The organism is Hoylesella pleuritidis (genome assembly GCF_963541955.1).
Classification (GTDB): domain Bacteria; phylum Bacteroidota; class Bacteroidia; order Bacteroidales; family Bacteroidaceae; genus Prevotella; species Prevotella pleuritidis.
In genome coordinates, this window is the sequence record NZ_CAUTUT010000011.1 from 81,510 (window position 1) to 106,273 (window position 24,764).

Annotated in this window: 20 protein-coding genes and 1 tRNA gene; 17 read left to right on the forward strand and 4 right to left on the reverse strand. The window is 45.6% G+C overall.

Going from position 1 to position 24,764, the window contains the following annotated elements; all coding sequences use genetic code 11:
- Positions 1 to 42 precede the first annotated feature (42 nt).
- The gene (locus RWY97_RS06225) at positions 43 to 285 is read right to left on the reverse strand and encodes a hypothetical protein (protein ID WP_315566143.1); all 243 of its coding nucleotides are present in this window, start codon (positions 283 to 285) and stop codon (positions 43 to 45) included.
- Positions 286 to 970: 685 nt separating this feature from the next.
- Between RWY97_RS06225 and RWY97_RS06230 the strand changes: the two genes are divergently transcribed.
- From RWY97_RS06230 to RWY97_RS06285, 12 genes are all read left to right on the forward strand, one after another.
- Complete coding sequence (locus RWY97_RS06230; protein WP_315566144.1) at positions 971 to 3,700, forward strand: TonB-dependent receptor; 2,730 nt, start codon at positions 971 to 973, stop codon at positions 3,698 to 3,700.
- Positions 3,701 to 3,718: 18 nt separating this feature from the next.
- The gene (locus tag RWY97_RS06235) at positions 3,719 to 4,102 is read left to right on the forward strand and encodes a hypothetical protein (protein WP_315566146.1); all 384 of its coding nucleotides are present in this window, start codon (positions 3,719 to 3,721) and stop codon (positions 4,100 to 4,102) included.
- Entirely contained in the window at positions 4,087 to 5,610 is a 1,524-nt protein-coding gene (locus RWY97_RS06240) for a DUF6850 family outer membrane beta-barrel protein (RefSeq protein ID WP_315566147.1), read from the forward strand. The genes RWY97_RS06235 and RWY97_RS06240 overlap by 16 nt, the downstream gene beginning before the upstream one ends.
- 32 nt (positions 5,611 to 5,642) lie before the next feature.
- On the forward strand, positions 5,643 to 6,872 hold the full coding sequence (locus RWY97_RS06245) for a DUF4876 domain-containing protein (RefSeq protein WP_315566149.1): 1,230 nt from the start codon (positions 5,643 to 5,645) through the stop codon (positions 6,870 to 6,872).
- Positions 6,873 to 6,891: 19 nt separating this feature from the next.
- Positions 6,892 to 9,702: a M16 family metallopeptidase gene (locus RWY97_RS06250; protein ID WP_390883269.1), complete on the forward strand. Its 2,811-nt coding sequence runs from the start codon at positions 6,892 to 6,894 to the stop codon at positions 9,700 to 9,702.
- Between the two features lie 604 nt (positions 9,703 to 10,306).
- On the forward strand, positions 10,307 to 11,521 hold the full coding sequence (locus RWY97_RS06255) for a BT3233 family polysaccharide utilization protein (RefSeq protein WP_315566151.1): 1,215 nt from the start codon (positions 10,307 to 10,309) through the stop codon (positions 11,519 to 11,521).
- A gap of 65 nt (positions 11,522 to 11,586) precedes the next feature.
- Entirely contained in the window at positions 11,587 to 12,606 is a 1,020-nt protein-coding gene (locus tag RWY97_RS06260; RefSeq protein WP_021584231.1) for a sugar kinase, read from the forward strand.
- Positions 12,607 to 12,626: 20 nt separating this feature from the next.
- Entirely contained in the window at positions 12,627 to 13,295 is a 669-nt protein-coding gene (locus tag RWY97_RS06265; protein ID WP_315566154.1) for a bifunctional 4-hydroxy-2-oxoglutarate aldolase/2-dehydro-3-deoxy-phosphogluconate aldolase, read from the forward strand.
- A 14-nt stretch (positions 13,296 to 13,309) separates the two neighbouring features.
- Positions 13,310 to 14,674: a PTS galactitol transporter subunit IIC gene (locus RWY97_RS06270; RefSeq protein WP_021584213.1), complete on the forward strand. Its 1,365-nt coding sequence runs from the start codon at positions 13,310 to 13,312 to the stop codon at positions 14,672 to 14,674.
- A gap of 31 nt (positions 14,675 to 14,705) precedes the next feature.
- Positions 14,706 to 15,623, forward strand: coding sequence for a 5-dehydro-4-deoxy-D-glucuronate isomerase (kduI, locus tag RWY97_RS06275; protein ID WP_315566156.1), 918 nt, complete (start codon positions 14,706 to 14,708; stop codon positions 15,621 to 15,623).
- A 152-nt stretch (positions 15,624 to 15,775) separates the two neighbouring features.
- Positions 15,776 to 16,579: a gluconate 5-dehydrogenase gene (locus RWY97_RS06280; RefSeq protein WP_315566157.1), complete on the forward strand. Its 804-nt coding sequence runs from the start codon at positions 15,776 to 15,778 to the stop codon at positions 16,577 to 16,579.
- Between the two features lie 207 nt (positions 16,580 to 16,786).
- Positions 16,787 to 17,314 carry a DJ-1/PfpI family protein gene (locus tag RWY97_RS06285; RefSeq protein ID WP_024992152.1) on the forward strand — a complete coding sequence of 176 codons (528 nt, stop codon included), beginning with the start codon at positions 16,787 to 16,789 and terminating at the stop codon, positions 17,312 to 17,314.
- A 302-nt stretch (positions 17,315 to 17,616) separates the two neighbouring features.
- On the opposite strand, the gene RWY97_RS06290 is transcribed toward RWY97_RS06285, so the two are convergent.
- Positions 17,617 to 17,997 (reverse strand): thioesterase family protein, encoded by a 381-nt coding sequence (locus RWY97_RS06290; RefSeq protein ID WP_273177857.1) that lies wholly within the window; start codon positions 17,995 to 17,997, stop codon positions 17,617 to 17,619.
- 11 nt (positions 17,998 to 18,008) lie between these two features.
- Positions 18,009 to 19,172, reverse strand: a complete 1,164-nt coding sequence (locus RWY97_RS06295) for an alpha/beta hydrolase (protein WP_315566158.1) — start codon at positions 19,170 to 19,172, stop codon at positions 18,009 to 18,011.
- Positions 19,173 to 19,418: 246 nt separating this feature from the next.
- Here RWY97_RS06295 and RWY97_RS06300 point away from each other — a divergent pair, with 246 nt between their 5' ends.
- The 4 genes from RWY97_RS06300 (at position 19,419) to RWY97_RS06315 (ending at position 22,801) form a co-directional block, all read left to right on the forward strand.
- Positions 19,419 to 19,895 carry an arginine repressor gene (locus RWY97_RS06300; protein ID WP_314079030.1) on the forward strand — a complete coding sequence of 159 codons (477 nt, stop codon included), beginning with the start codon at positions 19,419 to 19,421 and terminating at the stop codon, positions 19,893 to 19,895.
- 77 nt (positions 19,896 to 19,972) lie between these two features.
- Entirely contained in the window at positions 19,973 to 20,164 is a 192-nt protein-coding gene (locus RWY97_RS06305; RefSeq protein WP_021584191.1) for a PspC domain-containing protein, read from the forward strand.
- Positions 20,165 to 20,573: 409 nt separating this feature from the next.
- Complete coding sequence (locus RWY97_RS06310) at positions 20,574 to 21,128, forward strand: helix-turn-helix domain-containing protein (RefSeq protein WP_021584097.1); 555 nt, start codon at positions 20,574 to 20,576, stop codon at positions 21,126 to 21,128.
- A gap of 14 nt (positions 21,129 to 21,142) precedes the next feature.
- Positions 21,143 to 22,801 carry an AMP-binding protein gene (locus RWY97_RS06315; RefSeq protein ID WP_021584185.1) on the forward strand — a complete coding sequence of 553 codons (1,659 nt, stop codon included), beginning with the start codon at positions 21,143 to 21,145 and terminating at the stop codon, positions 22,799 to 22,801.
- A 356-nt stretch (positions 22,802 to 23,157) separates the two neighbouring features.
- Here RWY97_RS06315 and RWY97_RS06320 read toward each other — a convergent pair whose 3' ends face one another.
- The gene (locus RWY97_RS06320; protein ID WP_021584230.1) at positions 23,158 to 23,871 is read right to left on the reverse strand and encodes a Bax inhibitor-1/YccA family protein; all 714 of its coding nucleotides are present in this window, start codon (positions 23,869 to 23,871) and stop codon (positions 23,158 to 23,160) included.
- Positions 23,872 to 24,534: 663 nt separating this feature from the next.
- Between RWY97_RS06320 and RWY97_RS06325 the strand changes: the two genes are divergently transcribed.
- A tRNA-Pro gene (locus tag RWY97_RS06325) sits at positions 24,535 to 24,607 on the forward strand.
- Positions 24,608 to 24,764 lie beyond the last annotated feature (157 nt).

Below are 24,764 nucleotides of genomic sequence, written 5' to 3' on the forward strand. Positions count from 1 at the left end.
TGGTATGTAAATAGAGGAGATAAGTCACACCGATAACCATCACTAAGACGCCTCCCGCTTGGCGAAAAGCAGTAATGTGGTGACGACTCCGATTAATGTATAGCTCAAAAAGGGTGCTTGCCATTGCAGATCGAATGTGGGCAGCGATGCAATCGTTACGAGAAGACTGAGCAAAACGGTGTTTTGCATCCTCGTGTTGTTTTGAGTGCGGACAACACCGACGAACAAAAGTAAAGCAAAAGCCACTGTCTGCCGTCTGTTGAGGTGTAGATTGAAATGCATCATAGTTGTATGTTTAGATGTGATAGACCGTAGATTTCTGTTGCAAAAATAGTAAAATTTTTCTTCAATCGATGTCAAAAATCGTTCAGAAATGATCATATTTGTTGTAGCGTAACATTTTTATGATAAACCGCCCGATATTTTGCATCCGACTGAACGATAGGAAAAGAAATTAAAAAACTTGTTTGTCAAGCATCAATATCTATCTTTGTATTGGCAAATAATAGCTGTTCACAGCGCAATGTGTAATGAAATGATTTCGGCTCGTTGTGTTTCTCATCATTATTTATCACATAGAATCCAGGGCGATTGTATATTGCTGATAATCAGATGAATGTAAATCTTTCGGCGATTAATCGTTAATCGTCGTGCGTTTAACCGTTCGTTGTCTTACAAAAGACCGTTAAACGGCGTGCATTTAACGGTTAGTTGTACTGCGAAAAGTCGTTACTTGAAAAGTGATTCGTATTTTATTGATTCACAATAAGATATGGATGATGTGCCATCGAAATTCAATCATTCTCATTATTTACACTCGACGGATATGCGTATGACGTGCTGTAAAATTAAGAAAAATACCTATTTATAGGTAATCCGATAGTTTGGAAGAATATGAATCGTTATTTTTAGGTATTGTTTAAATATCTAATTTCTCTTAATTTTGCATACCTATCAAGAGAGTTACTAAATGAGTAAAGTAAGGATAGGATTTCTATTCGTATGCTGTTTATATGTGTGTTCGGGCTTGGCACAAACAAAACTCAGTGCAACGGTTCTCGACCGGGAGAGTCGCGAGCCGATTGTCGGGGCCACCGTTACGGTTGACGGGCAGAAGAAAGGCAGTGCAGTGACTGATGTTTCGGGTCGGTTTGTCCTGAATGTTGCGGTCGGCAAGACACTCATTATTACTTATATCGGCTATCAGCGACTGTCAGTAAAAGCTGCCGAAGGGGCCGTTTATTATCTCACTCCTGATGTAAAGCGTCTTGGCGAAGTCGTTGTCACGGCGCAAGAGTCGCGTGGTTTGGCCGGCGCTTCTGTTATTCAGCGCCATGCAATGGAGCATCTTCAACCCTCATCGTTCGCCGATTTGCTCGAACTTTTACCCGGTGGACGGGCGCATGACCCGTTACTCACGGCGCCGAATACCATTCGCCTGCGCGAGGCTCTGCCTCTTGCAAGTTCCAATTACGCCACTTCGTCGCTCGGAACGAGCTTTATTCTCGATGGCGCTCCTATCAGCAACAATGCCAATATGCAGTTTCTTGCCAGCTCGTGGGAATCGAAAGCCACCACAAGAGACTTCACCAATCGTGGCGCGGATATGCGAACCATTCCCACAGACGACATCGAACGCGTGGAGATTATCCGCGGAATACCCTCTGTGGAATATGGAGATATGACCAGTGGAGTGGTTCGCATCGAGCGGAAAAGGGGTGGGCACGATCTTAATGCACGGTTAAAGGCCGATATGGGAAGCAAACTTTTCCACCTGGCCAAGGGCTTTGAGTGGGCTGATCGACGCACACTCAACCTCAGTATTGATTATCTTGATGCCCACGCTGACCCTCGAAACACGCTCCAAAACTATCAGCGCGTAACGCTTTCGGCCCGTTTCGGGAAGCTGTGGATGGGTCATTCGCATACCGTCCAACTGTCGACCAATCTGGATTACGGCGGCTCTTTCGATCGCGAAAAGGTCGATCCAGATCTCAATTATGGCAATGTCGACCGCTATCGGTCGGCCTATAACCGCGTTGCTGCACTCACTTCGGTAGAGTTGAAGCCTATGCGTGTCCTCTGGTTCAAGTCATTTCTCGCTTCCGTTTCGGCTTCTTACCAGCACGATTTGCTGTCGCGCACCCGCTTGGTGCAACTCCAACGCGAGACACCTGCGGCCACAACGCTCACCGAAGGCGAGTCGAACGCCGTGCTGTTGCCCTTTACTTACACGGCAAGCCAAGATGTAGACGGTAAGCCTTTGAATCTTTTCGCCAAGCTGAATGCGCGTTTTCAGGTACCTGCACGCCGTATTTCCAACACCCTTCTCATCGGAATCGATTGGAATATGGATAAGAATTACGGGCGTGGTCAGGTATTCAATCCGCTCCGTCCACTGTATCCTGGTACCTCGGCAAGGGCTCGTCGGCTGTCGGGCATCCGTGCGATGCATACCGTTTCGGCCTATGCCGAGGAGCGAATAGCAGTCTCTTTGGGCCGAAATACATTCGAGTTGGTGGGTGGATTGCGTGCAAGCGAGATGCTCAATCTGCCTGTTCATTATGCGATGCACGGCCAGGTATATTGCGATCCGCGCGTTAATGCGGGTTGGACATTCCCTAAATTCACCTTTGCTCACCGTCCTTCGTTTATCCGAATTGCTGCGGGTGTGGGCCGGCACACCAAGACTCCTACGATGGATCAGCTCTATCCGGGACCCGCTTATCTCGACATCACGCAGCTCAATTATTACCACAGCAACCCAGCTTACCGTTTAATCAATCAGCAAACCTATATCATTGACCCCACAAACGAGGCTCTTCGCCCTGCACGTAACCTGAAATGGGAGATCAGTGCAGATGTGAACGTCGGCGGAAACCGCCTTTCTGTCACACTGTTTCGCGAAGATATGCGTTCGGGTTTCAGGTCTTCTACCATCTATTCGCCCTTTATGTACAAGAAATACGATGCTTCGGGCGTAGATGCTTCCAAGTTAACGGCTCCGCCGTCTGTGGCCAATCTGCCCTATTCCACGATGAGCGAACTCTTCGGTCACAGTGAATACACCAATGGGAGCCGTACGTTGAAACGCGGAATAGAATATACTTTCGCGTCTGAACGTATCCGTCGGCTGCACACCCGATTGACAATTACAGGTGCGTGGTTTGTTACTCTCTATCATAACTCTATCACTTTGATGCAGCGCCCGAATGCAGTCGTAGGCGGAAAACAGATTCCTTATGCCGGAATTTACAAAGACAATGAGGGCGTCAAGCGCCAGATGGCCAACACAAACTTTACGTTTGACACCGATATTCCTAAACTTCGGTTGGCCTTCTCACTGTCAGCGCAATGCTTATGGTTTACTTCTTCGCAGCGCCAAAGGTTGAGTAACGAACCTGAACAGTATATGAGTGCTGACGGAACGGTGCACGACTGGAAGCCCGCTGACGCCCAAGACACGTATCTCCGATGGTTGGTGAGGAGATATACGGATGCTGATTATCGCAAAGATACGGTGCCTTTCAGTATGAATCTCAACCTAAAAGTAACGAAAAAGCTGTTTGGCGATCGCCTCAACATTGCGTTGTTCTGCAATAAGATATGGGATTATACGCCCGATTATGAGAATAATGGTACTACGATTCGCCGTCACGTAAATCCTTATTTTGGGTTGGAGATGAATGTGAAGATATGAACAGGGAGGCAGAAAAGAATGAAAAAGCTCTTTTATATGATATGTTTTGCGGTGGTAATAGCCGTTACTGCCTGCCACGAAGACAATGAAGAATACTTCGCCGAGGCCGATATTACTGTGAATGCAGGCGATACGCTCACGGTCGATCGCGTGCAGGCAACGGCTGTTCTGACCAATCTCAACACGCGACAGGTGACGACTTCGGCCGATTTCAACGGTCAGACACTCCGTATCTCGTTGCTGCGCGGAGCCTATATGGTCAGTATCGAGGGCTTGATACAATACAAAGACGTAACTCAAACGGTGCATACCCGACGCTTCCGGGCTTATACCGACTATGCCGAAATGGCTCAAACGAGCGGCAACCGACTTGTACTGAACTTGATATGGATGGACAGATGAAACGCTTCCTGTATGCAATCACGCTGGCATTGGCCTGTATTCCTGCAACGAAAATGAGTGCATCAGATCTCGATTCGGCCCGGACGGAACGCGCACGGATGTGGAATGACACGCGTCGTGCAGGTTGGACGAATCCCGCACTCTATGGAACGGCATTCCGAAAGACGCATTCCGCGCTCTTCTTTCAAAGCGATTGGGGGCACGAAAAAATACCCGTGGTGATGGAAAAAGGTTCCGGTCAGCTGTCGGGAGCGCTGAAAGCAGTTTCGTATATCCGTCTTTCAGACCGCACCACGGTGTGGGGAGCAGCCTCGTATACGACTGGCGAGACGCGAAACATCACTTGGAATAGCACCACTGATTATCATTTGTTGGCGCCTTATGTGTTGGCCGATACCGTGGGAGGTAACACCCGCAGTGAGCGTTACTGTTTCAGCGGGGGCTATTCGGCACGAATGGGCCAATGGACTGCGGCCGGCGAACTGCTGTTCAGGGCTGAACAGGAATACCGTAAGCGTGATCCGCGGATGCGAGGTATTGTCTCCGACCTTACGTTACGCGTCGGTGCGGCCCGCGATTGGGGCCTGGAGCGATGGGCACTGGCCGCAGAAGCCAACATCTATAAGCAGAATAACGACGTTGTTTTTCATCAAGAAGCAGGCGGTGTAACCGAATATCAGATGACAGGATTGGGCACTTACAATGCTCGTTTCACGGCTTCGGCCACCAGTATGTATTACAAAGGCGGCGGTATCGGCTTGCAAATAGATGCCCACCCGATATCGGCAGTGGGCTGGTTTGGCACCGTTGCGCTTTCGGCGCATCATTATGAGCGCATTTCCAACGAGTATAACTCGCTGCCGCTGACCACCCTTTATGTTGCGCGCGTAGGTCTTACGGCAGGTTGGAAACGCGAAGGCGCACGCTGTCTGGCCGTTTTCGGACACTTCGATCATACCCGGAAGAGCGGCGACGAACACGTGGCTGGTAACGCAGTAGGCGGCGAATACCCCGTGTTAGCAGACTTAACGATGTATAAACATCGGCTGACGGATGCTTCGCTCCACGCTGTTTACGGTGAGCAGAACCGCATTTGCTGGTATGTACGGGCTGCCGTGGGTTATCGAAACAGCCGCGAACGCTATGCATATCCATTACGACAGATGGACGACCGACGGCTTTACGGTCGGTTGGATACCCAATGGCTCATCCCCGTTACACGCCGTTTCACTTTCGAATGCGTGTTGGGCGGTAGTTATTCGGCCAACATCGACAAGGCCATTACAATGCCTTACGCCAATATGGAAGCATCGTTTATCCGAAAAGTCAATGCTACCTACCGACAACTGACGGCTAACTGCACGGCGATTAATGGCAAATTGCGAGGCGATTACACGTTGGCCGCACGGCGATTAACGGTGTATTGTGAGTTGGTTGGCAGTCAGTGGTTTAGCAACGTACAAAACAACGGACAGCAAGTAGGCCTCACGTTAGGGATCACTTATTAATAATTGTATAACAAATCAATAATAACAGAACAATGAACAACAAAATTTTGATGAGCTTTTTGATGCTCCTAACCGTGTGCACGACGCTTATTTCGTGTAAAGATAACGACGAACAGACGCCCACTGTGGCTCAATCGGTAACACTGCAAATGCCGTTGAACCTCACGGATGCCGTTCTCAGTAATGCCACAGCAACGTTTATGAACGTTCAGACGAGTCAAACCTTCACTATAACGGCCTTTACCAAGATGGGCAACGACTATGTGGCAACCACCAATTTGCCCGTAGGCACTTACAATGTGAGTGTTGCCGGAACCATTATTTACACCATTGCGGGTACCAAAACTACCAGCAACGTGAAGGCACAAACGCAAAACGTGACCATAAAAGAGAGTGGAACGAAGCCGGGTAATGTCTTGCTGACGCTCAATACCTATACGGCCAAAGAGGGATTCGTTATTTCCGAAATCTTTTTTTCAGGCAATCTGACACCCGAAGGCAAGCAATATAGCAACGGTCAATATATTAAAGTGACTAACAACACTAATGAAACGCTCTATGCAGATAGCTTAGCCTTTGTGGAATCGGCTTTCAATACGGCATTGAAACACGCCTATACACCCGATATTATGTCGCAAGCCATCAGTGTAGATGCCCTCTATATGATTCCCGGTAACGGCAAGTCGGTACCTGTTCAGCCTGGAAAGAGCTTGCTGTTAGCCATTGACGGCATTAATCATAAGGAAAAATGCACCACTGCTTACGACCTAAGTAAAGCAGATTTTGAGTTTTACGATGTAAGCAGTAACAATATAACGGATATCGATAACCCGTCAGTTACCAATTTAGATAAATGGTATTGCTACACCAAATCGATTTTTATGCTGCACAATCGAGGTTATAAAGGCTATGCATTGGTGAAGATGCAAGCATCGAAAGAGGACTTTTTAAAGAACAATTTCTACACGGCGACTTATCAATTCACCTTTGGTGGCTTCAACAAAACAATGAAAGAAGAGGCTTATAAGATACCTAACTCGTGGGTAGTAGATGCCGTTAATCTGGGTGCTAAGGGTAGATATGAATGGAGTGTGTTCTCAGCTGCCCTCGATGCAGGCTGGACTTACTGTTTGGAAAAGGATAACGACAAGACACGTTACGGTTTGTCGGTGATTCGGAAGATGGAAAACGGCAAGTATGTCGACACCAATAATTCTACCAACGACTTTATTCCGCGTAGCAAAGCGAGCTTAGGCAACTAACAAATCAGTGCGAATGAAGATACAAAAGGGCTTTTTGGCCTTTCTTCTTTACATCTTGTTGCCCGTCGTGTCAGCAGCACAGACGGTGCAACAAGATGATACTTATCGTATGGGTAAGTTAAAGAACGGCCTGACTTATTATATTCGGCATAACGGAAAAGAGCCGGGCATTGCCGATTTTTACATCGCCCAGCGCGTGGGTTCTATCTTGGAAGAGCCTCGCCAACGCGGATTGGCTCATTTCTTAGAGCATATGGCCTTCAACGGAACGGTAAATTATCCAGGCAAAGACGGTAGGTTGGGTATCGTTCCATGGTGTGAGACCGTGGGAATTAAGTTCGGAACCAATCTGAATGCTTATACCAGTGTCGACCAAACTGTTTATAACATCTCCTCGGTGCCCGTTAAACGTGAGGAAATCCTTGATTCTACGCTGCTCATTCTGCACGACTGGAGTCATTATTTGCTGTTAACAGATAAGGAAATAGACAAAGAACGTGGCGTGATTCACGAAGAATGGCGCACGCGAAGAGCCGGAAAAGCCACTCAAAGAATGTTGGAACGCGTGTTGCCGATAGTATACCAAGGTACGAAATATGCTGACTGTCTACCCATCGGGTCGATGGACATCGTCGATAAGTTCCCTTATAAGGACCTGAGAGACTATTATCAGAAATGGTATAGGCCCGATTTGCAGGCTATTATCGTTGTAGGTGACATCGATGTTGCCCGTATCGAGACTAAGATTAAGCAGCTTTTCGGGTCGATTCCGATGCCGAAGAATCCCGCAAAGCGTGTGTATTATCCTGTAACTGATAACGAGCGGATGATCGTTGCAGTAGACAAAGACCGCGAACAACCTATTATCCTGGCCAGTCTTTATATGAAACACGCCGCAACGAGCGATGATCAGAAGGTTACAGTGCGTTATTTGCGTGACGGATACATAGAAAACCTCGTCGCATCGATGCTTAATGAGCGACTCAGCGAGCTGCAACACCGTACTGATCCGCCTGTGTTGAGTGCCACAGCACGCACCGGACAGTTCTTGGTTTCGCGTACTAAGGATGCTTTTTCGTTGTCGTTCGGTTGCCGACAAGAGAACATTCGCGGCTCGTTCGATGCTGTTCTGACCGAGAGTGAGCGTGCCCGTCGTTACGGTTTTACGTCGGCCGAACTCCAACGAGCTAAAGCCATTCGCCTGAAAGCGGCCGAGCGCTTGTTCAAAGAGCGTGATATGCGCAAGAACGGATACTATGTGCGCACGGCATTAAGTCATTTCCTCGAAGCAGAACCGATGCTTTCGGCCGAAGAAAATCTGCGACTCATAACGCAGTTCGATTCACAAGTGACGCTCGCCGATGTCAATGCGGCTGCCAAAGCACTGATTTCCGACCGCAATCAAGTACTTACCGTCTATGCACCCGATAAAGAAGAGTTGCACTTTCCGACCGCTGCGGAGTTTGAAAAATACGTTCTTGATGCACAGGCCCGCACCTACACGTCTTATCAAGAGTCAGCTGTGCCCAAGGAACTGATGACCGAACGACCAACGCCAGGTCGCATTTTGTCGGAGCAAGACCATGGGAAGCACGGCGTGAAAGTGCTTAAACTAAGTAACGGAGTTGAAGTTTATGTCAAGCAAACGGACTATAACAAAGACCAAATTACGATGCATCTCTATGCTAACGGCGGTACTTCGCTTTATCCGGACAGTGATGTCGTCAATTTTCCGTTGATTACCAACGTTGTAAAAGATGCCGGAGTGGGGCGCTTCAATGCGTCGACGCTGCGCAAAATGTTGGCTTCCAAGGTTGTCAATGTTTGGCCTTCGATCGACGATCGTACACAAAGCATCGAAGGTTCATCGTCGGTCAGAGATCTGAAAACAATGATGGAGCTTACCTATCTCTACTTTACGCAACCTCGAAAAGACTCAATCGCTTTCCGATCTCTCATCAACCGCATGCGATCGTTTCTTACTAATCGCGAGGCTAATCCCCAAGTAGCATACAACGACTCGTTGCTGGCCATCCTATATGGCAATAGTCCACGTGTGCAATCGATGAAACGAGCCTCGCTCGAACGTGTGTCTTACGACCGAATGATGCAGATTTATCGTGAACGTTTTAGCGATGCATCGGGCTTCAAGATGCTTCTCATAGGCAATGTAGACCTTGACACGCTTCGGCCTTTGCTCTGTCGGTATATTGCTTCGCTGCCAGCCATGCATCGAAAAGAGACTGCTGCCGATACGTATCCGTCTTTCCGAAATGCCGACGAGACGCGACTCTTCCGCAAAAAGATGGAGACTCCCTCGGCACTTGTCAGTATTTTCTATCCTTTCTCAGTGCCTTTCACGGCCAAAAATGATCTGATTCTGGATGTATTAAAGCGTGTTTTGACCATCGCTTATACTGATTCGGTACGCGAAGAAAAGGGCGGAACCTATGGTGTTAGCGTCGGTTCGAGTCTTGAAAAAGATGCAAAGCCTACGGCAATGGTGCGTATTTCGTTCCGCACAGCCCCTGCCAAATATGCCGATCTCATCCCAATTGTCTATCGACAAGTAGAAAATCTCGCTCTGAAAGGTCCCAACCAAGCCAGCCTGAATAAAGTAAAGGCTTTCTTGCTAAAGGCTTATTCGCAGAATATTATTACCAATGAATACTGGTATTACATATTATATAACGAGCTTCGGAACGGTGTCGATTTCCACACGGACTATGAGTCGTTGCTGAAAAGCATCTCGCCTGCTGACATAAAACAAATGGCTCACACTCTGCTCAATGCTCACCGCCGCATCGAAATTACGATGATGGCAGAGTAAAAATATTCAAACGGAATAACATAAGGAATATAAATAATAAGGGATTTGTATGTAGTTGATTTTTAGATACATACAGATCCCTTTTTATTGAACGGTTATTTGTAATATGATTAGCGGTTAATTGCACGGCGATTAACGGTTAATCGTCGTACGTTTAACTGTTAGTTGCAATGTAATTAACGGTTAATCGCAACGCTGTTTGTATGTTGTTGATTAACAGAGAGATACTTGCTGATAGAAGTTCTACCTCTACTCCCTTCCACGTAGGGATGGGAGCGTTATGTTGTTGATGTATTGTAGCTTTTGTTTGCAATATATGTCAAAAACAGTTAGCTGTTAACTGTTAATTCTCGGGTAATATATTGTGCATTATGTATTATGAATTGAATTCTCGTACGGAGCTTCCTGACCTCTTAATTTAGGAGGCTTGGAAGGATTATCAATTAGGAAAGTGCTCTTCTGTTTAGGCTTTCCATTGCATTTTGTACGATATGTGAACTTTTTTGTATGGGTAAGACGCTTCTTTTTCTACTTTTCTGCTTACATTTGTCACACGTTTGAGACGACCGATATTGAATTGAATCAAATTCCCGGAAAAATGAAAATGAGAAACCTGATATGGACTTTGCTGTTTCCTATGGCATCTTATGCCGGCGAAATCAGCGTGAGTATCACGAATCCTACGGCTTTACAACGAAGTGAAGTTGTGGAGATTGATGCTAAACGGATATATGATAAGCTCGGAATCGGTTATGGGTCTGCGCTTATTATTCGGAATGCTTATCGGCAACAGATTGCTTATCAGCTGACAACAGACAGTCTGTTGCTTATCGACAGTAAGGTGCGACCGATGGGAACAGTGACTTATACGGTTGTTCCGGGGCAAGCAGTGCCGATGAAAAGTGCTGTTGACGGGCGACTTTACGCTTGGCGTGTAGACGATTTTACGTGGGAGAACGACCTGGGAGCGTATCGTGCTTATGGTCCGGCACTGCAACGCACGGGCGAAAAGGCTTTCGGCATAGATGTTTGGCTGAAATCCACTCCGCGCTTGGTGGTGGAGGAGCGTTATCGCAACGTGTTTGTGGCCAACAGTCAGGTAGATAAACTGCGTAAACAAGGGCGAAATGAGGAGGCCGACAGTGTGAAACGGGAAAACTCATTGCACTTGGATCACGGCAATGGACTTGATTGTTATAGCGTGGGTCCGTCTTTGGGGTGCGGTGCTCCTGGCGTATTGATCGGCGATAGCATCGTGATGCCCTATTGTTTTCAGCGCTATAAGGTGTTGGAAAACGGTCCGTTGCGTTTCACCGTGGAGTTTGTCTACGGTAAAACGACAATCGACGGGCAGAAAGATGTTGTGGAACACAGGCGCATCAGCCTTGACAAGGGCAGCTATTTCAATCGTACTACTGTTTGGTATGAGTATTTACGCCGTCCGATAAGGGTGTGTGCAGGTGTCGTCATTCATTCTGCCGATACGAAAAGCATACGTTTAGGCAAGGATTTTGTGCAATATGCGGATCCCACGGACAGTCCTGAACGGCATAGTTTTCAGATTTACGTGGCGGCAGTTTTCCCATATGGGATAGAGAAAACGCGTTTCGTACCGTGCTCCCGATTGCAAGGCGATATCGCAGGGCACGCTATCGGAGAGAAGATTTTGCGAGAGAATGAACGTTTCGTTTATTATTTCGGTGCAGGATGGACGGGTCGTGGTGTCGAGAATCAAGATGTTTGGCAACAGAAAATCGACCTGTTCAGACAGAATTTAGTCGCTCCACTGAAAGTGTCGATAGCTGTAAAGGGAGCCTGATCAATACATTAACTTGTTCGTTTGTCAGCTCGTTGATCATTGTTTAAAATATAAACTCATTATAAATGAAAATCGTAACATTAGGAGAAATTATGCTTCGGCTTTCTCCGGAAGGTAACGGTCGCTTCGTTCAAGCCGATTGTTTTCGTATCATTCCGGGAGGAGGTGAAGCCAATGTGGCTGTCAGTCTGGCCAATTATGGGCATCAGAGTTGTTTCGTCAGCAAGTTACCCGAGCACGAAATCGGGCAAATTGCCGTGAATGCACTGCGTCGTTACGGTGTAGATACACAGTACATTGTCCGTGGCGGGGCACGTGTCGGGCTTTATTATGCAGAGACTGGCGCGTCGATGCGGCCGAGTAAGGTGATTTATGACCGCGCTCACGCGGCCATTGCAGAGTGTGATCCACAGGAATTCGACTTTGATGAAATAATGGATGGAGCTCAGTGGTTTCATTGGAGTGGCATAACGCCTGCACTGAGCAATCAAGCTGCACTGTTGACAAGGCTTGCTTGCGAGGCCGCCCATCGTCATCACGTAACTGTAAGTTGTGACTTGAACTATCGTAAAAAACTTTGGACTTCTGAGAAAGCAATCTCTGTGATGTCTCCTTTAATGCAATACGTGGATGTATGTATCGGTAATGAAGAGGATGCTCAGCTCTGTTTGGGATTCCGTCCTGATGCCGATGTAGAAGGAGGAAAGACAGATGCCGATGGATATCATCGTATTTTTGAACAGATGATACGGCAATTCGGGTTTCAATATGTTGTTTCAACGCTTCGTGAATCTTATTCTGCGACTTGTAATGGATGGAAAGCGCTTATCTTTAATGGTAAAGAATTTTATGAGAGTAAGCGTTATGAGATTAATCCGATCATTGATAGAGTAGGGGGAGGAGACGCTTTTTCCGCCGGACTTATTCACGGTTTGCTGACTAAGAAGACTCAAGGCGAGGCGTTGGAGTTTGCCGTTGCGGCTTCGGCTTTGAAACATACGATCGGCGGAGACTTTAATCTTGTTAGTGAAGATGAAGTAGAGTCGCTTGTTAAAGGGAATGCAAACGGTCGAGTACAACGATAAAGAGAAATATAGGAAATATAATGGCAAAGTTTGATAAGATAGAAGTCTTGCAGAAGATAGGTGCAACTGGTATGGTGCCTGTCTTCTATCACAAAGACGTTGAATTGGCAAAGCAGGTGGTGAAAGCTTGCTATGACGGCGGCGTACGTGCTTTTGAGTTTACGAATCGAGGCGATTTCGCCCACGAAGTATTTGGAAATTTGGTGAAATGGGCTGATAATGAGTGTCCTGAATTGGCTCTTGGAGTAGGCTCTGTCATTGATCCTGCAACGGCGGCATTATATATTCAGCTCGGTGCCAACTTCATTGTGGGGCCGCTCTTTAATCCGGATATTGCCCCGATTTGTAATAGACGTCTGATACCTTATTGTCCGGGATGCGGCAGTGTCAGTGAGATTGGCAAGGCACAAGAGTTGGGTTCCGACCTGACGAAACTCTTTCCCGGTGACGTTTTGACGCCGAAGATGGTGAAAAATATTATGGCTCCGTGTCCGTGGACAAAGATTATGGCGACGGGAGGCGTCGAACCTTCGCGCGAAAACTTGGCAGAATGGTTTAAGGCAGGTGTTTTTTGTGTGGGAATGGGGTCTAAGTTATTTCCCAAAGAGCGGATTGCTGCTGGTGATTGGGCGTATATCACGGAACTGTGCAGGGCGTGTCTTACCATTATTAGTAGCTTGAAATCATAAGATAAGTAAGTTTTATGAATGTATTCAGTTATATAATTCAGTTAGGAGCGAGTGTAATGATGCCGATTCTCTTTACTTTAATCGGTCTCATTATCGGTATGAAGTTCGGTAAATCACTAAAATCCGGTCTGTATGTCGGTGTCGGTTTCGTTGGATTAGGCATCGTGACGTCTTTGCTGACGACTAATTTTAATGCTCCTTTAAGTAATATCTCCGAGCTTTATCAGCTGCAACTCAACATCTTTGATATGGGATGGCCGGCTGCGGCAGCCGTTGCTTACAACACAGCTGTCGGTGCTCTTGTCATTCCTGTGTGCTTAGGTGTCAATCTCTTGATGTTACTCACCAAGACAACACGCACTGTTAACATTGACCTTTGGAATTACTGGCACTTTGCTTTTATTGGTGCTGTAGCTTATTTTGTGATGGGAGAAAGTCTCTTTTGGGGATATTTTGCAGCCATCATCTGCTATATTATAACGTTAGTCAGTGCAGATCTGATTGCAGGAAAGTTTCATCGCTATTATGAGAATTTAGATACCATCTCTATTCCGCAACCTTTCTGTCTGAGTTTTGTTCCTTTTGCCATTGTCATCGACAAGGTATTGAATCTTATTCCGGGTTTCAACAAGTTGGATATAGATGCCGAAGGCTTAAAGAAAAAGTTCGGAGTGCTTGGCGAACCACTTGTATTGGGCGTTATAGTGGGGCTTCTCATCGGTGTCTTTGCACATCAAAATCTGAAAGGAATACTCTTTTTGGGAATCACGATGGGGGCTGTAATGGAATTGATTCCGCGCATAACGAAACTCTTTATAGATGGATTGATGCCTATTTCAGAGAAAACCAAGGAGTTGATTGACAAACGTTTTCACGGACGTAAGATATTTATTGGAATGAGTCCGGCCCTTGTTATTGGTCATCCTACAACGTTGGTAGTGTCTCTTTTACTTATTCCGACTGCTCTTGTCGTAGCTGTTATCCTGCCCGGAAACCAGTTCTTGCCTTTGGCTTCATTGGCAGGAATGTTCTATCTTTTCCCTTTGGTGCTTCCGATTACTAATGGAAATGTTGTCAAGACCTACCTGATAGGACTTGTTGCAATTGTCATCGGCTTATATTTCGTTACGGATATGGCACCCGATTTCACAATGGCGGCCAATGAAGTATATAAAGCTACGGGCGATTCAGCAGCTAAAATACCCGAAGGGTTTGATGGTGGAGCGCTGGATTTTGCCTCTTCGCTTTTCGGATGGACGATATATAAACTCACATGTTACGTGAAATACGTCGGTCCGACAGTGCTTGTGGTTCTTACACTTGGTATGATGCTTTATAATCGCAGACAGATTATTGCAGACGAAAGTCAATCTCTTTAAATCCATTTAATTAATAAATCAAGAAACGATAATGAAAAAACTGACGACTTCTATTGCTCTCCTGCTTTTCGTTTTAAGCAGTATTGCTCAGACAACAAATTATAATGTCCGTTGGGCGAACCATCCCGCAGATGTAAAAAACTATGATACGCAACGCCTTCGCAAAGAGTTTCTCATTGATAAGGTGTTTGCGCCTAACGAAATCAACTGGACTTACACGATGTATGACCGCTTCTTGATTGGCGGTGCAGAGCCTGTCGGGATGCCGTTAGAACTGAATCCCATCGAACCATTGAAAGCTAAGACGCTATTAGAGAACCGAGAGCTTGGCATTATCAATGTCGGCGGCGAGGGAACGGTTACAATAGACGGAAAGGTTTATAACCTCGGATTCCAAGAAGGAATCTATATCGGTCGCTCCACAGCGGAACATCCCAATCGCATTGTACTTTCGAGCAAAGACAGTTCGCGGCCGGCTAAATTCTATATGAATAGTGCCGTTGCCCACAAAAGCTATCCGACGAAACTTGTAACACTGAAAGATGCCAAGAATATCAAGGCTGGAAGTCTTGCCGGAAGTAATGACCGTGTCATTCATCAATTGATTATCAACGGCGTTGCAGGCGTTCAAACCTGTCAGTTACAGATGGGAATAACAGAGCTCAAGACAGGTTCCGTTTGGAATACGATGCCTGCTCATACGCACCTTCGCCGTATGGAGACTTACCTTTACTTTAATGTTCCCGGCGATCAGATGATCTGTCATTTGATGGGAGAACCCCAAGAAACCCGTCATATTTGGATGAAGAACGAGCAAGCCGTTATTGCTCCTCAATGGTCTGTCCACTGTGCGGCAGGTACAAGCAACTATACCTTTATTTGGGGAATGGCCGGTGAGAATCTTGATTATGGTGATATGCAAGTCGTCAAGATAACGGATCTGAGATAAATGAGTAAATGAGTGAACTCGTTGGTAAGTAAACGAGTTGGCAAGTGGGTAACAGACAAGTTAACAAATTGACGAATTAACAAGCAAACGAGTTATCCGGAACCTTGTTTACTCGTCGGCTTGTCAACTCGTCAACTATAAAATAAATAACAATGGATACTTTTTCAAAAAACTTTTCCTTAGAAGGTAAAGTCGCATTAGTCACAGGTGCGGCTTACGGAATCGGTTTCGCCATAGCAGAATCTTTTGCTTTGGCAGGAGCAAAAATTGCTTTCAACTGTCGTGATCAGAAACATTTGGATCAGGCTTTGGCCGATTATGCAGCCAAAGGTATTGCCGTTAAGGGTTACATCGCAGATGTTACGGACGAAGAGCAAGTAAAAAATCTGGTGGATCAAATCACTCGTGAGCTTGGCACTATCGACATTCTTGTCAATAATGCGGGTATAATCAAACGCATCCCGATGGAAGAAATGAGTGTGGAAGACTTCCGCAAAGTCGTGGATGTAGATTTAAATGCACCGTTTATTGTGTCTAAAGCCGTCATTCCCGGTATGAAAAAGAAAGGTCGCGGGAAGATTATCAACATCTGTTCGATGATGAGCGAGTTGGGACGTGAGACCGTTTCAGCTTATGCTGCGGCCAAAGGAGGCTTGAAAATGCTTACACGTAACATCTGTTCTGAGTTCGGTAGCTATAACATTCAGTGTAACGGAATCGGTCCGGGATATATAGCGACACCTCAAACAGCCCCGTTACGTGAGCTCCAATCTGACGGAAGTCGTCATCCTTTCGACCGTTTTATTCTGTCGAAAACGCCTGCCGGTCGTTGGGGAACGCCCGAAGACCTGATGGGACCTGCCGTATTCCTTGCCAGTGAGGCTTCCGACTTTGTCAATGGACACATCCTTTATGTAGACGGTGGCATCTTGGCCTATATCGGAAAACAGCCATAGACGCTTTTGCTTTATTGAAACGGCGGGCGTGTTGTTGGCTGATCGCCCGATGAGGTTAATCAAAGTTAAAGTCTGATTTGCATATCCTGTATAGGCAGTTAATTCCTACCGAAAGGTAACTGTATTACGGCTGTGTAACTGCTTGCCTGATTTACGGAAAAGAACTATCTTTGTACACAAATTCATTTTAAACGAAACAGAAAGATTATGAGTAAAAAAGTAGCAGTATTGGCAGTCAATCCGGTAAATGGTTTGGGACTTTTCACGTATTTGGAAAACTTCTTCGAGAACAAAATAGAATATCGTTTGTTTGCCGTTTCTGACTCGACGGATATCAAAACTAATTCAGGTGTCGCGTTGAGAACAGATGATGTTATCGAGGGTTTAGTCGGCCACGCAGCTGATTACGATGCTTTGGTTTTCTCGTGCGGTGATGCTGTGCCGGTGTTTGCACAGAATGCGGACAAGCCTTACAATCAATTGCTGATTCAAGTCATTAAAGAATTCGGGGCTGCCGATAAATTATTGATTGGCCATTGCGGTGCAGGCGTATTCTTCGATATCGCCGGTGTGGATTCCGGAAAGCAGATCGCGTGCCATCCTTATGTGAAAGATACGATTAAAAACGGTTCATATACTGCTGCGCCTTGTATTGTCGACGGCAATATTTACACTGCAGCTGAAGAGAAAGAACTGCATTTGCTGATGCCGGAAGTGATCGATGCGCTGAAATAAAGAAGCTAAGAGGAGAAAAGGGGCTGTTAGGACGAAGCCTCATCCTAACCCTCTCCCAAGAGAGGGGGAACCGGAGCGCTGATTTGTTTGTATCTGCTTGATCTTCAAACCGATGGAGAATGTATAATGATTAACCGTTAGTTGCATTCCAACTAACGGTTAATCATTATGCGAAAAGCCGTTAAACGCAATGCGTTTAATCGTTAGTTACAATGCGTTCAGCCGTTACTTGGAATGCGATTTGATGCTTTCCGGAAAGCGACCGACGATTCTCCCGAAATTCAACAATGATTTCTTAATGGTTAATGTCCGATTACTTTCGAGAGAAATCGTTCTCTGTCGACGATAAAACGCAGGTGAGTACCCTCGCCGATCACCGTTGTTCCCTCGCGTGCAACGACGGAAAAATAGAGCTTTTTACCATCAATCCGTGTCACCGTAGCCGTGGCCTCCACCTCCGCTCCTATTTTCGAAGGTTTCAAATGCGACGACTCGATGTGCCCGCCGACGGTCGTTGTCCCCTCATCCAACTCCTCTGCAACGGCCAGCATTGCCGCATTCTCCATCAATGCCAGCATCGCCGGCGTACCTAATACAGGCATATCGCCCGATCCGAGGGTAATAGCACTATTGTCATTACACACCGTCAGCCGACTGGTGTGGCTTAATCCTTCTCGTAACATATTGTTTTCTTTTATCTGATTTTAACCGTAATCACTGCGGGGAATATAAAACTTAAGTCGCCTCTGTCAGCCAATGTCTTGCGCAGATTGGCCTCGGTGCGGGGCACACGCTTATTAAATACTTTCTTACCTTGATATTTTACCACCACGGGACGGTCTAAATCGACCATCTCGTCATTCAACATCAGCGTGAGCGAAGAATAATCACACCGACTGATATCAATTTCATTGCCGCGAATTTCGGCTCTGACGGTCATTCCCCGACGCATCTGTTTGGCAGGAATCTCCATCCAATAAAAACTCGGTCGACGAACTTCTTCCTGCTGCCAGACAATTTTTCGAGGATAAGGATTGCGCTTGAAACGCGGCAACCAATGCACGGCCGCAGAGTCTTGCCGATGCATCCAGTGACCTTTATCAGCCAAAATGTGTGTCTCGTGGATATAACCCTCAGGATCATCGCGCTGCAACGAGTCTAATTGCAGCCCCCGTTCAGTATCCAACCGATTGCGGTCGTAAGCCGCATCAAGCCCTCCACACCAAATCATAAACGGCGTGTTGCGCAGATTCAGCAGTGAAACGTCGCCCGGATGGCCTGCCATCATCGAGGCAGCAGCCCATCTGTCAGCCATTCGAGGTGCCATTCGCCATACTCCGTCACCGCCAGCCGAATAGCCCATAATATATACTTTGTTGGGATTTACATCGAGATAAGCCTCGCACATTTGTATAACGGTCTCGTAAAGCGTATCAATGCCGCGCCGACACCACATATTCCAAATGTTCCACGGTGCCCGTGGCGCCACGTAAACACAATCGGCAGGACGATAAAGGAGCTTCTGATTCTCCCATTGTTGGTCATTGTCGGCTGCCGGAACGCCTCCGCCGCCGTGCAACGAGATATAAAGACTGTAACCGTCTGCGGGTTTCTGTCCGTAGACTCGCCACCAAAGAGGCATCGTGAGCGTATCGCTCTTGGCCACCTTATTATTATATACCGATGCCAGTCGTACTTTGGTATCTGCCAGCCACTGTGCTTTTATCTGCTCGGCCACGGCTTTTGCCTCTGTTTTCGACAGTTTCTTCTCTGCTGTCTTACTGCCGGCCGCTACACCGGTGGGGCACAATACGCACACGATTGCAAGTACAAGAATGAGCTTGACGAATCTCTTCATCTTATTCAAAATATTATTTTAATGTTAATAATGCCGCAAAGATACGGTTTTCCGACCAAATTCTGCTATAAAATCGGCAGTTTATCTCATCTGTCAACATCGCAAGTCGGGAAATATTAAGTGTGAAATTACTCTTTCCTTATGCCTTTCCAGTCTTCTTTCCAAGGAATAATTATACTGTCAAAATGCTGTTATTTGTAAATAAATTCATAGTTTTGCAGTCGAAAATCGTATAAAAATACAGAAATGGATACCAGAAATCGCAGAATAGAACTATTGAAAATGCTCCTTGCTCAGCAGGAATTGGGTAGTCAGGAAGAGATTTTGCGGGCACTCGCCAAACGAGGATTTAAGATGACGCAAGCCTCAATGAGCCGCGACTTGAAGCAGATGAAAGCGGTGAAAATCACCGGAAAGGATGGGAGAAAAGTTTATGCACTGCCCAACGAGACAGCCTACAAGCGTATCTCACAATCATATTCGGTACAAGGAGTGCCTCTCACATCGGGATTTCAGTCCATTCATTTCTCTGAAAATATCGCAGTCATCAAGACAAAACCTGGTTATGCCGGTTCGATTGCATATAACATCGACAACGGTGGAATAGTAGAGGTTCTCGGAACGATAGCCGGTAACGACACGGTTTTCATCTTGCTCAAAGCTGGCACGATGCCTTCGGAAGTGCTCAAAGCCCTGAATCGGATTATTCCTGATATCAGGTGAAGAAAAAAATGATGTCCCGTGCAACTTTCGGGGTTGTATTTTCGTCTAACGAATAAATATCTAAAAAAGCAAGAATTATGGCAAGAGGAAAGACATTATATCGTTCCAGAGATCGCATTATTGCAGGAGTCTGCGGAGGAATAGCTGATTATTTCGACTTCGATCCGACGATTTTCCGCATTATTTACGCTATTCTCACGATATGTACGGCATTTAGCGGTTTACTCATTTATTTGATTTGTTGGATCGTAATGCCCGAAGAAAGATAATACCCTGCTCTTTACGACTTTCTCCGAAAGTGGAATCTACGACATCGATTAGGGTTGTCTACAATTTTGTTTGCCCGTATCTGCTTTGCGATTTCGGCGAACAGGTGTTTAAAGTCAGGCTTTTTAATAAACGATTATACATTTTTAGTTAGGTTATCAGTGGGAAAGCTCTCGCCTGGCGAGAGCTTTCTTCGTTTCTATCCTCTTCATTTCGACGGGTAAATTTTCTTCTTCCATTCTCTTGTTTTTATCTTTCACTGTTTGAAGAAAGAGTTGTCCATTTTTTCACATATCCTTTTCAAGTGTGCAATTATGAAGCATTCTACTTATAAAATGTGTAAAAGAAATGTCGAAAAACTATCTTTCCGAAAAATAATTCGTAATTTTGGAACGTACAAATAACCAAAATATGGAAGAATCAATACGACAAATAGGAGAGCGATTGAAAGGCCTTCGCGAGGTCTTCAACATCCCAGCAGAAGAAGTTGCAGAGCTTTGCGACATTTCATTAGAACATTATTTGAAGATAGAAGCAGGTGAGGCAGATCCTTCTCTCTATCGACTCTCCAAAATAGCCAAGCGTTATGGCATCGGCATTGACGTGCTGTTGTTCGGTGAAGAACCGCGAATGAGTACTTATTTCCTTACCCGTCGGCAGCAGGGAATGAGTGTAGAGCGTACCAAAGGCTATGCTTACGAGAGTCTGGCAAGCGGCTTTCGCGGTCGTAAAGTTGATCCGTTTATGGTCACGGTAGAGCCTTTGCCGGGCGAAAAGAGGCATAATAAGAACTCGCATGCAGGTCAGGAATACGACTATGTGCTTGAAGGTGATCTTGAAATTACCATCGGCGAGAAAGTGATGACGCTTCATCCGGGTGATAGCATCTATTTTGATGCGGGTCAGAAACATTGTATGCGCGCACTCGGAGACTGCGCTGTGCGGTTTCTTTGCGTTGTAATCTAACGGAGGATAACACGATGATAGAACGTTTTTTGAAGCAAATACATTTCTCTTCCGTTGAAGATTATAAGAAAAATCTACACTTCATTGTTCCCGAAAACTTTAATTTCGCTTACGATGTAATGGATGTTTGGGCTGCCGAAAAGCCCGATAAGACGGCAATGATATGGACGAACGATGCGGGTCAGGAGATTATCTTCACTTTTAAAGATCTTAAAACCCTGAGCGATCAGGCTGCGAGTTATTTCCAAACGCTGGATATCGGATATGGAGATAGGGTAATGCTCATTCTGAAACGTCATTACGAGTGGTGGATTTCGATGCTGGCGTTGCACAAACTCGGTGCTGTCGCCATTCCCGCTACACATATGCTGACTACCAATGATATTGTTTACCGAAACAATCGAGCTGGTGTCAAGGCTATCGTTTGTGTGGGCGAAGACTATGTTTTAACACAAGTGAGCGAGGCAATGAGTGCGAGTCCTACGGTAAAAACATTAGTCTCGATAGGTCCGGGGGTACCCGATGGATTCCACGATTGGCATAAAGAGATAAATAATGTACCTGCTTTCGTTCGTCCGAAACACGTGAATGACAATAGCGATACGCTTCTTATGTACTTCACAAGTGGCACAAGCGGCGAGCCGAAAATGGTTGCCCACGATCACCTCTATGCGCTCGGGCATATCACGACAGGTGTATTCTGGCACAATCTGCGTGAAGACAGCATTCATCTCACCGTTGCTGACACAGGCTGGGGTAAGGCCGTGTGGGGAAAACTGTATGGACAGTGGTTTGCAGGAGCCGTTGTTTTCGTGTTCGATCACGAGAAATTCACGGCCGATAAACTATTAAGACAGATGGAGAAGTTTCATATCACATCGTTCTGTGCACCTCCGACGGTCTATCGTTTTATGATTCGCGAAGACTTTTCACAATATGATCTCTCCTCGCTTCGTTACTGCTGCACAGCTGGTGAAGCACTGAATCCAGCCGTTTTTGATAAATTCAAACAACTCACAGGTATTTCTTTAATGGAGGGATTTGGGCAAACTGAGACTACGATGACACTCGGCACGATGCCGTGGATGCGTCCGAAGCCGGGTTCGATGGGTATGCCCAACCCGCAATACGATATCGATATCCTTCGTCCTGACGGTTCTTCGTGCGAAGACGGAGAAAAAGGCGAGATCGTAGTACGTATTGGCGAGCATAAACCTATCGGTCTTTTCAAGGGCTATTATCGTGATGCCGAACTGACAAAGCAAGTTTGGCACGATGGCGTTTACTATACTGGAGATATGGCTTGGCGCGACCAAGACGGTTATTACTGGTTCGAGGGTCGCATCGATGATGTTATCAAGAGTAGCGGTTATCGCATCGGACCATTTGAAGTGGAGTCGGCACTGATGACACATCCTGCTGTTGTGGAGTGTGCCATCACTGGAATTCCCGACGAGGTGCGCGGAATGGTGGTGAAAGCAACCGTTGTTCTCGGTGCAGAATGGAAGGAGCGGGCTGGCGACGAACTGGTCAAAGATTTGCAAAATCACGTCAAACACCAGACGGCACCGTACAAGTATCCTCGCATCATCGAGTTTGTCGATGAGCTTCCAAAGACCATCAGTGGCAAGATTCGTCGTGTAGAAATTCGCGAAAGAGATCACCAGAAGTGATACCTCACTAATTGAAAATCGATGATTGATAGCTGATCATCCTCTTAGCCCTCTAAATGAGGAGATTGATAGCCCTGAACAAAGGATAGCTTAATTTTAGACAGAAGATTAAAGGGTACAAGCAAGGGATTATCTTATTTCTATCTCCTTTCCAAAGGGAGAGGAGAGATGATTATCTTGATATCGTATGAAAATCAATTATTGTATGATTTGTATTGTGATTAATGGTCAAACGCAATATAATTAGCGGCTAAATAATATACGATTGATCGTTAATCAAAAAGTTATTTGTATCTTATTGTTATTCAATAAGATACAAATGCTTAGGCTCTTAAACTTCAATAGCTCTTTTTCAATTACCTATCTCTTCCAAAGATTCGCAATAGATAGAGGAATAGATTGATGAAATCGAGATATAAAGAGAGAGCTCCCATCAATGCGATTTTCTGTGCACTCTCATCTATATTGTCGCATTGGGCCAGCATAAGTTTGATTTTTTGCGAGTCCCAAGCGGTGAGTCCGATGAAGATTGCAACACCTGCGTAACTCAGAATCATGTCGAATCCCGAACTGTGCAGGAACAGATTGACCACTGTTGCAATGATAAGTCCAATGAGTGACATATAAAGTATGCGCCCTATTGAGGATAAGTCGCGTTTAGTGAAGTATCCGACGGCTGCCATTGCGGCAAAAGTTCCTGCCGTGATGAAGAACACCTGGGTGATGACCGTTGTAGAATAGACAGCGAAGATTGCGGAAAGCATTGCGCCGTTAAGTACCGAATAAAGTATAAAGAGTAGGGTGGCTGAGGTAAGGGAGAGCCGGTCGATAGCCCTTGTTACGCCTATCACTAATGCCAATTGTGCGATAATTAGTATCCAGAAAGTCATTCTGCTGGAATAAATCGCCGTCATCAGGCTCGGAGAATTGGCCACACCATAAGCCGTAACACCTGTAATGACGAGTGCTAAACTCATCCATACATACACTTTGCGCATCAATGCGGGAAATGCCAACGATATGACATTTTCTTTCTCACGTATCATTCTTTCTAAGTCTTGTACTTCCATAATTTTGGTGGATATTGTTTTGTTTATTGCCGCAAAGTTAGTCGTTTTCGGGAATATTCCCAAATAAAATCCATATTCTTATCGTTTATTGTCAGTTTTGTACTTTTCTGTTTTTCTGGAATGCTGCGGAATGGTACACTAAATTCACAGGTGCTCGTAACAATTTATTGAAATAAAAGTAGTCTTGTATATGTCGAGATATTAGAGCTTTCAAGAGAGTGTTTTAAGGTCAATTATAAATAGACTGAAATCTTGGGCCGATATGCTTATACTGCATCTTTATACCTTTTTATTAAGGTTTACAAGGAGATCGCTATGTTTATGAGAGGGTAAAATAGATAGTATTATCTCGTGCAGTGCTCTTTTATTTTGTTGCTTTTGGTTGCCGATTTGTGAGAAATGAGAAGTATAGGAGGAGACGACGAGTGGTATAGGACTTCCGGACGTCTCCTCCCATACTTCTCGTTATCAAGTATAAGATTCAAAATTGATATATAGGTTTTATTCAAGCTTGGAAGTAATAAATAGATTGAATATTTAAAATCGAAGTACAGAATCTTTGGTGTGTGGTGCTGCGTTGTTCATTTAGGTAACTTTTCCTACACTTTTCTATTGAAAAATGCTTGCGTTTGGAATAAAAGTACTAACTTTGCACCTGCAAATCGGGATGTAGCGCAGTTGGTAGCGCACTACGTTCGGGACGTAGGGGTCGGGCGTTCGAGTCGCCTCATCCCGACAGCGGAGCGACAAACAGGAAAATTCTGTTTGTCGCTTTTTATTTGCTATTAATTGATGCTATATAATATATAATAAGGTATAACTAAGAGTCTTGCCTCTATTTTGTAATGATTTTAGAATTTTTTCTTTTTATATTATGATTTTTCTTTATAATC

Coding starts and splice junctions, on each gene's coding strand:
- RWY97_RS06225 (WP_315566143.1), bottom strand. CDS start 285: ATGATGCATTTCAATCTACACCTCAACAGACGGCAGACAGTGGCTTTT.
- RWY97_RS06240 (WP_315566147.1), top strand. CDS start 4,087: ATGGATGGACAGATGAAACGCTTCCTGTATGCAATCACGCTGGCATTG.
- RWY97_RS06280 (WP_315566157.1), top strand. CDS start 15,776: ATGGATACTTTTTCAAAAAACTTTTCCTTAGAAGGTAAAGTCGCATTA.
- RWY97_RS06245 (WP_315566149.1), top strand. CDS start 5,643: ATGAACAACAAAATTTTGATGAGCTTTTTGATGCTCCTAACCGTGTGC.
- RWY97_RS06290 (WP_273177857.1), bottom strand. CDS start 17,997: ATGTTACGAGAAGGATTAAGCCACACCAGTCGGCTGACGGTGTGTAAT.
- RWY97_RS06265 (WP_315566154.1), top strand. CDS start 12,627: ATGGCAAAGTTTGATAAGATAGAAGTCTTGCAGAAGATAGGTGCAACT.
- RWY97_RS06320 (WP_021584230.1), bottom strand. CDS start 23,871: ATGGAAGTACAAGACTTAGAAAGAATGATACGTGAGAAAGAAAATGTC.
- RWY97_RS06270 (WP_021584213.1), top strand. CDS start 13,310: ATGAATGTATTCAGTTATATAATTCAGTTAGGAGCGAGTGTAATGATG.
- RWY97_RS06295 (WP_315566158.1), bottom strand. CDS start 19,172: ATGAAGAGATTCGTCAAGCTCATTCTTGTACTTGCAATCGTGTGCGTA.
- RWY97_RS06300 (WP_314079030.1), top strand. CDS start 19,419: ATGGATACCAGAAATCGCAGAATAGAACTATTGAAAATGCTCCTTGCT.
- RWY97_RS06255 (WP_315566151.1), top strand. CDS start 10,307: ATGAGAAACCTGATATGGACTTTGCTGTTTCCTATGGCATCTTATGCC.
- RWY97_RS06235 (WP_315566146.1), top strand. CDS start 3,719: ATGAAAAAGCTCTTTTATATGATATGTTTTGCGGTGGTAATAGCCGTT.
- RWY97_RS06230 (WP_315566144.1), top strand. CDS start 971: ATGAGTAAAGTAAGGATAGGATTTCTATTCGTATGCTGTTTATATGTG.
- RWY97_RS06305 (WP_021584191.1), top strand. CDS start 19,973: ATGGCAAGAGGAAAGACATTATATCGTTCCAGAGATCGCATTATTGCA.
- kduI (WP_315566156.1), top strand. CDS start 14,706: ATGAAAAAACTGACGACTTCTATTGCTCTCCTGCTTTTCGTTTTAAGC.
- RWY97_RS06260 (WP_021584231.1), top strand. CDS start 11,587: ATGAAAATCGTAACATTAGGAGAAATTATGCTTCGGCTTTCTCCGGAA.
- RWY97_RS06310 (WP_021584097.1), top strand. CDS start 20,574: ATGGAAGAATCAATACGACAAATAGGAGAGCGATTGAAAGGCCTTCGC.
- RWY97_RS06285 (WP_024992152.1), top strand. CDS start 16,787: ATGAGTAAAAAAGTAGCAGTATTGGCAGTCAATCCGGTAAATGGTTTG.
- RWY97_RS06315 (WP_021584185.1), top strand. CDS start 21,143: ATGATAGAACGTTTTTTGAAGCAAATACATTTCTCTTCCGTTGAAGAT.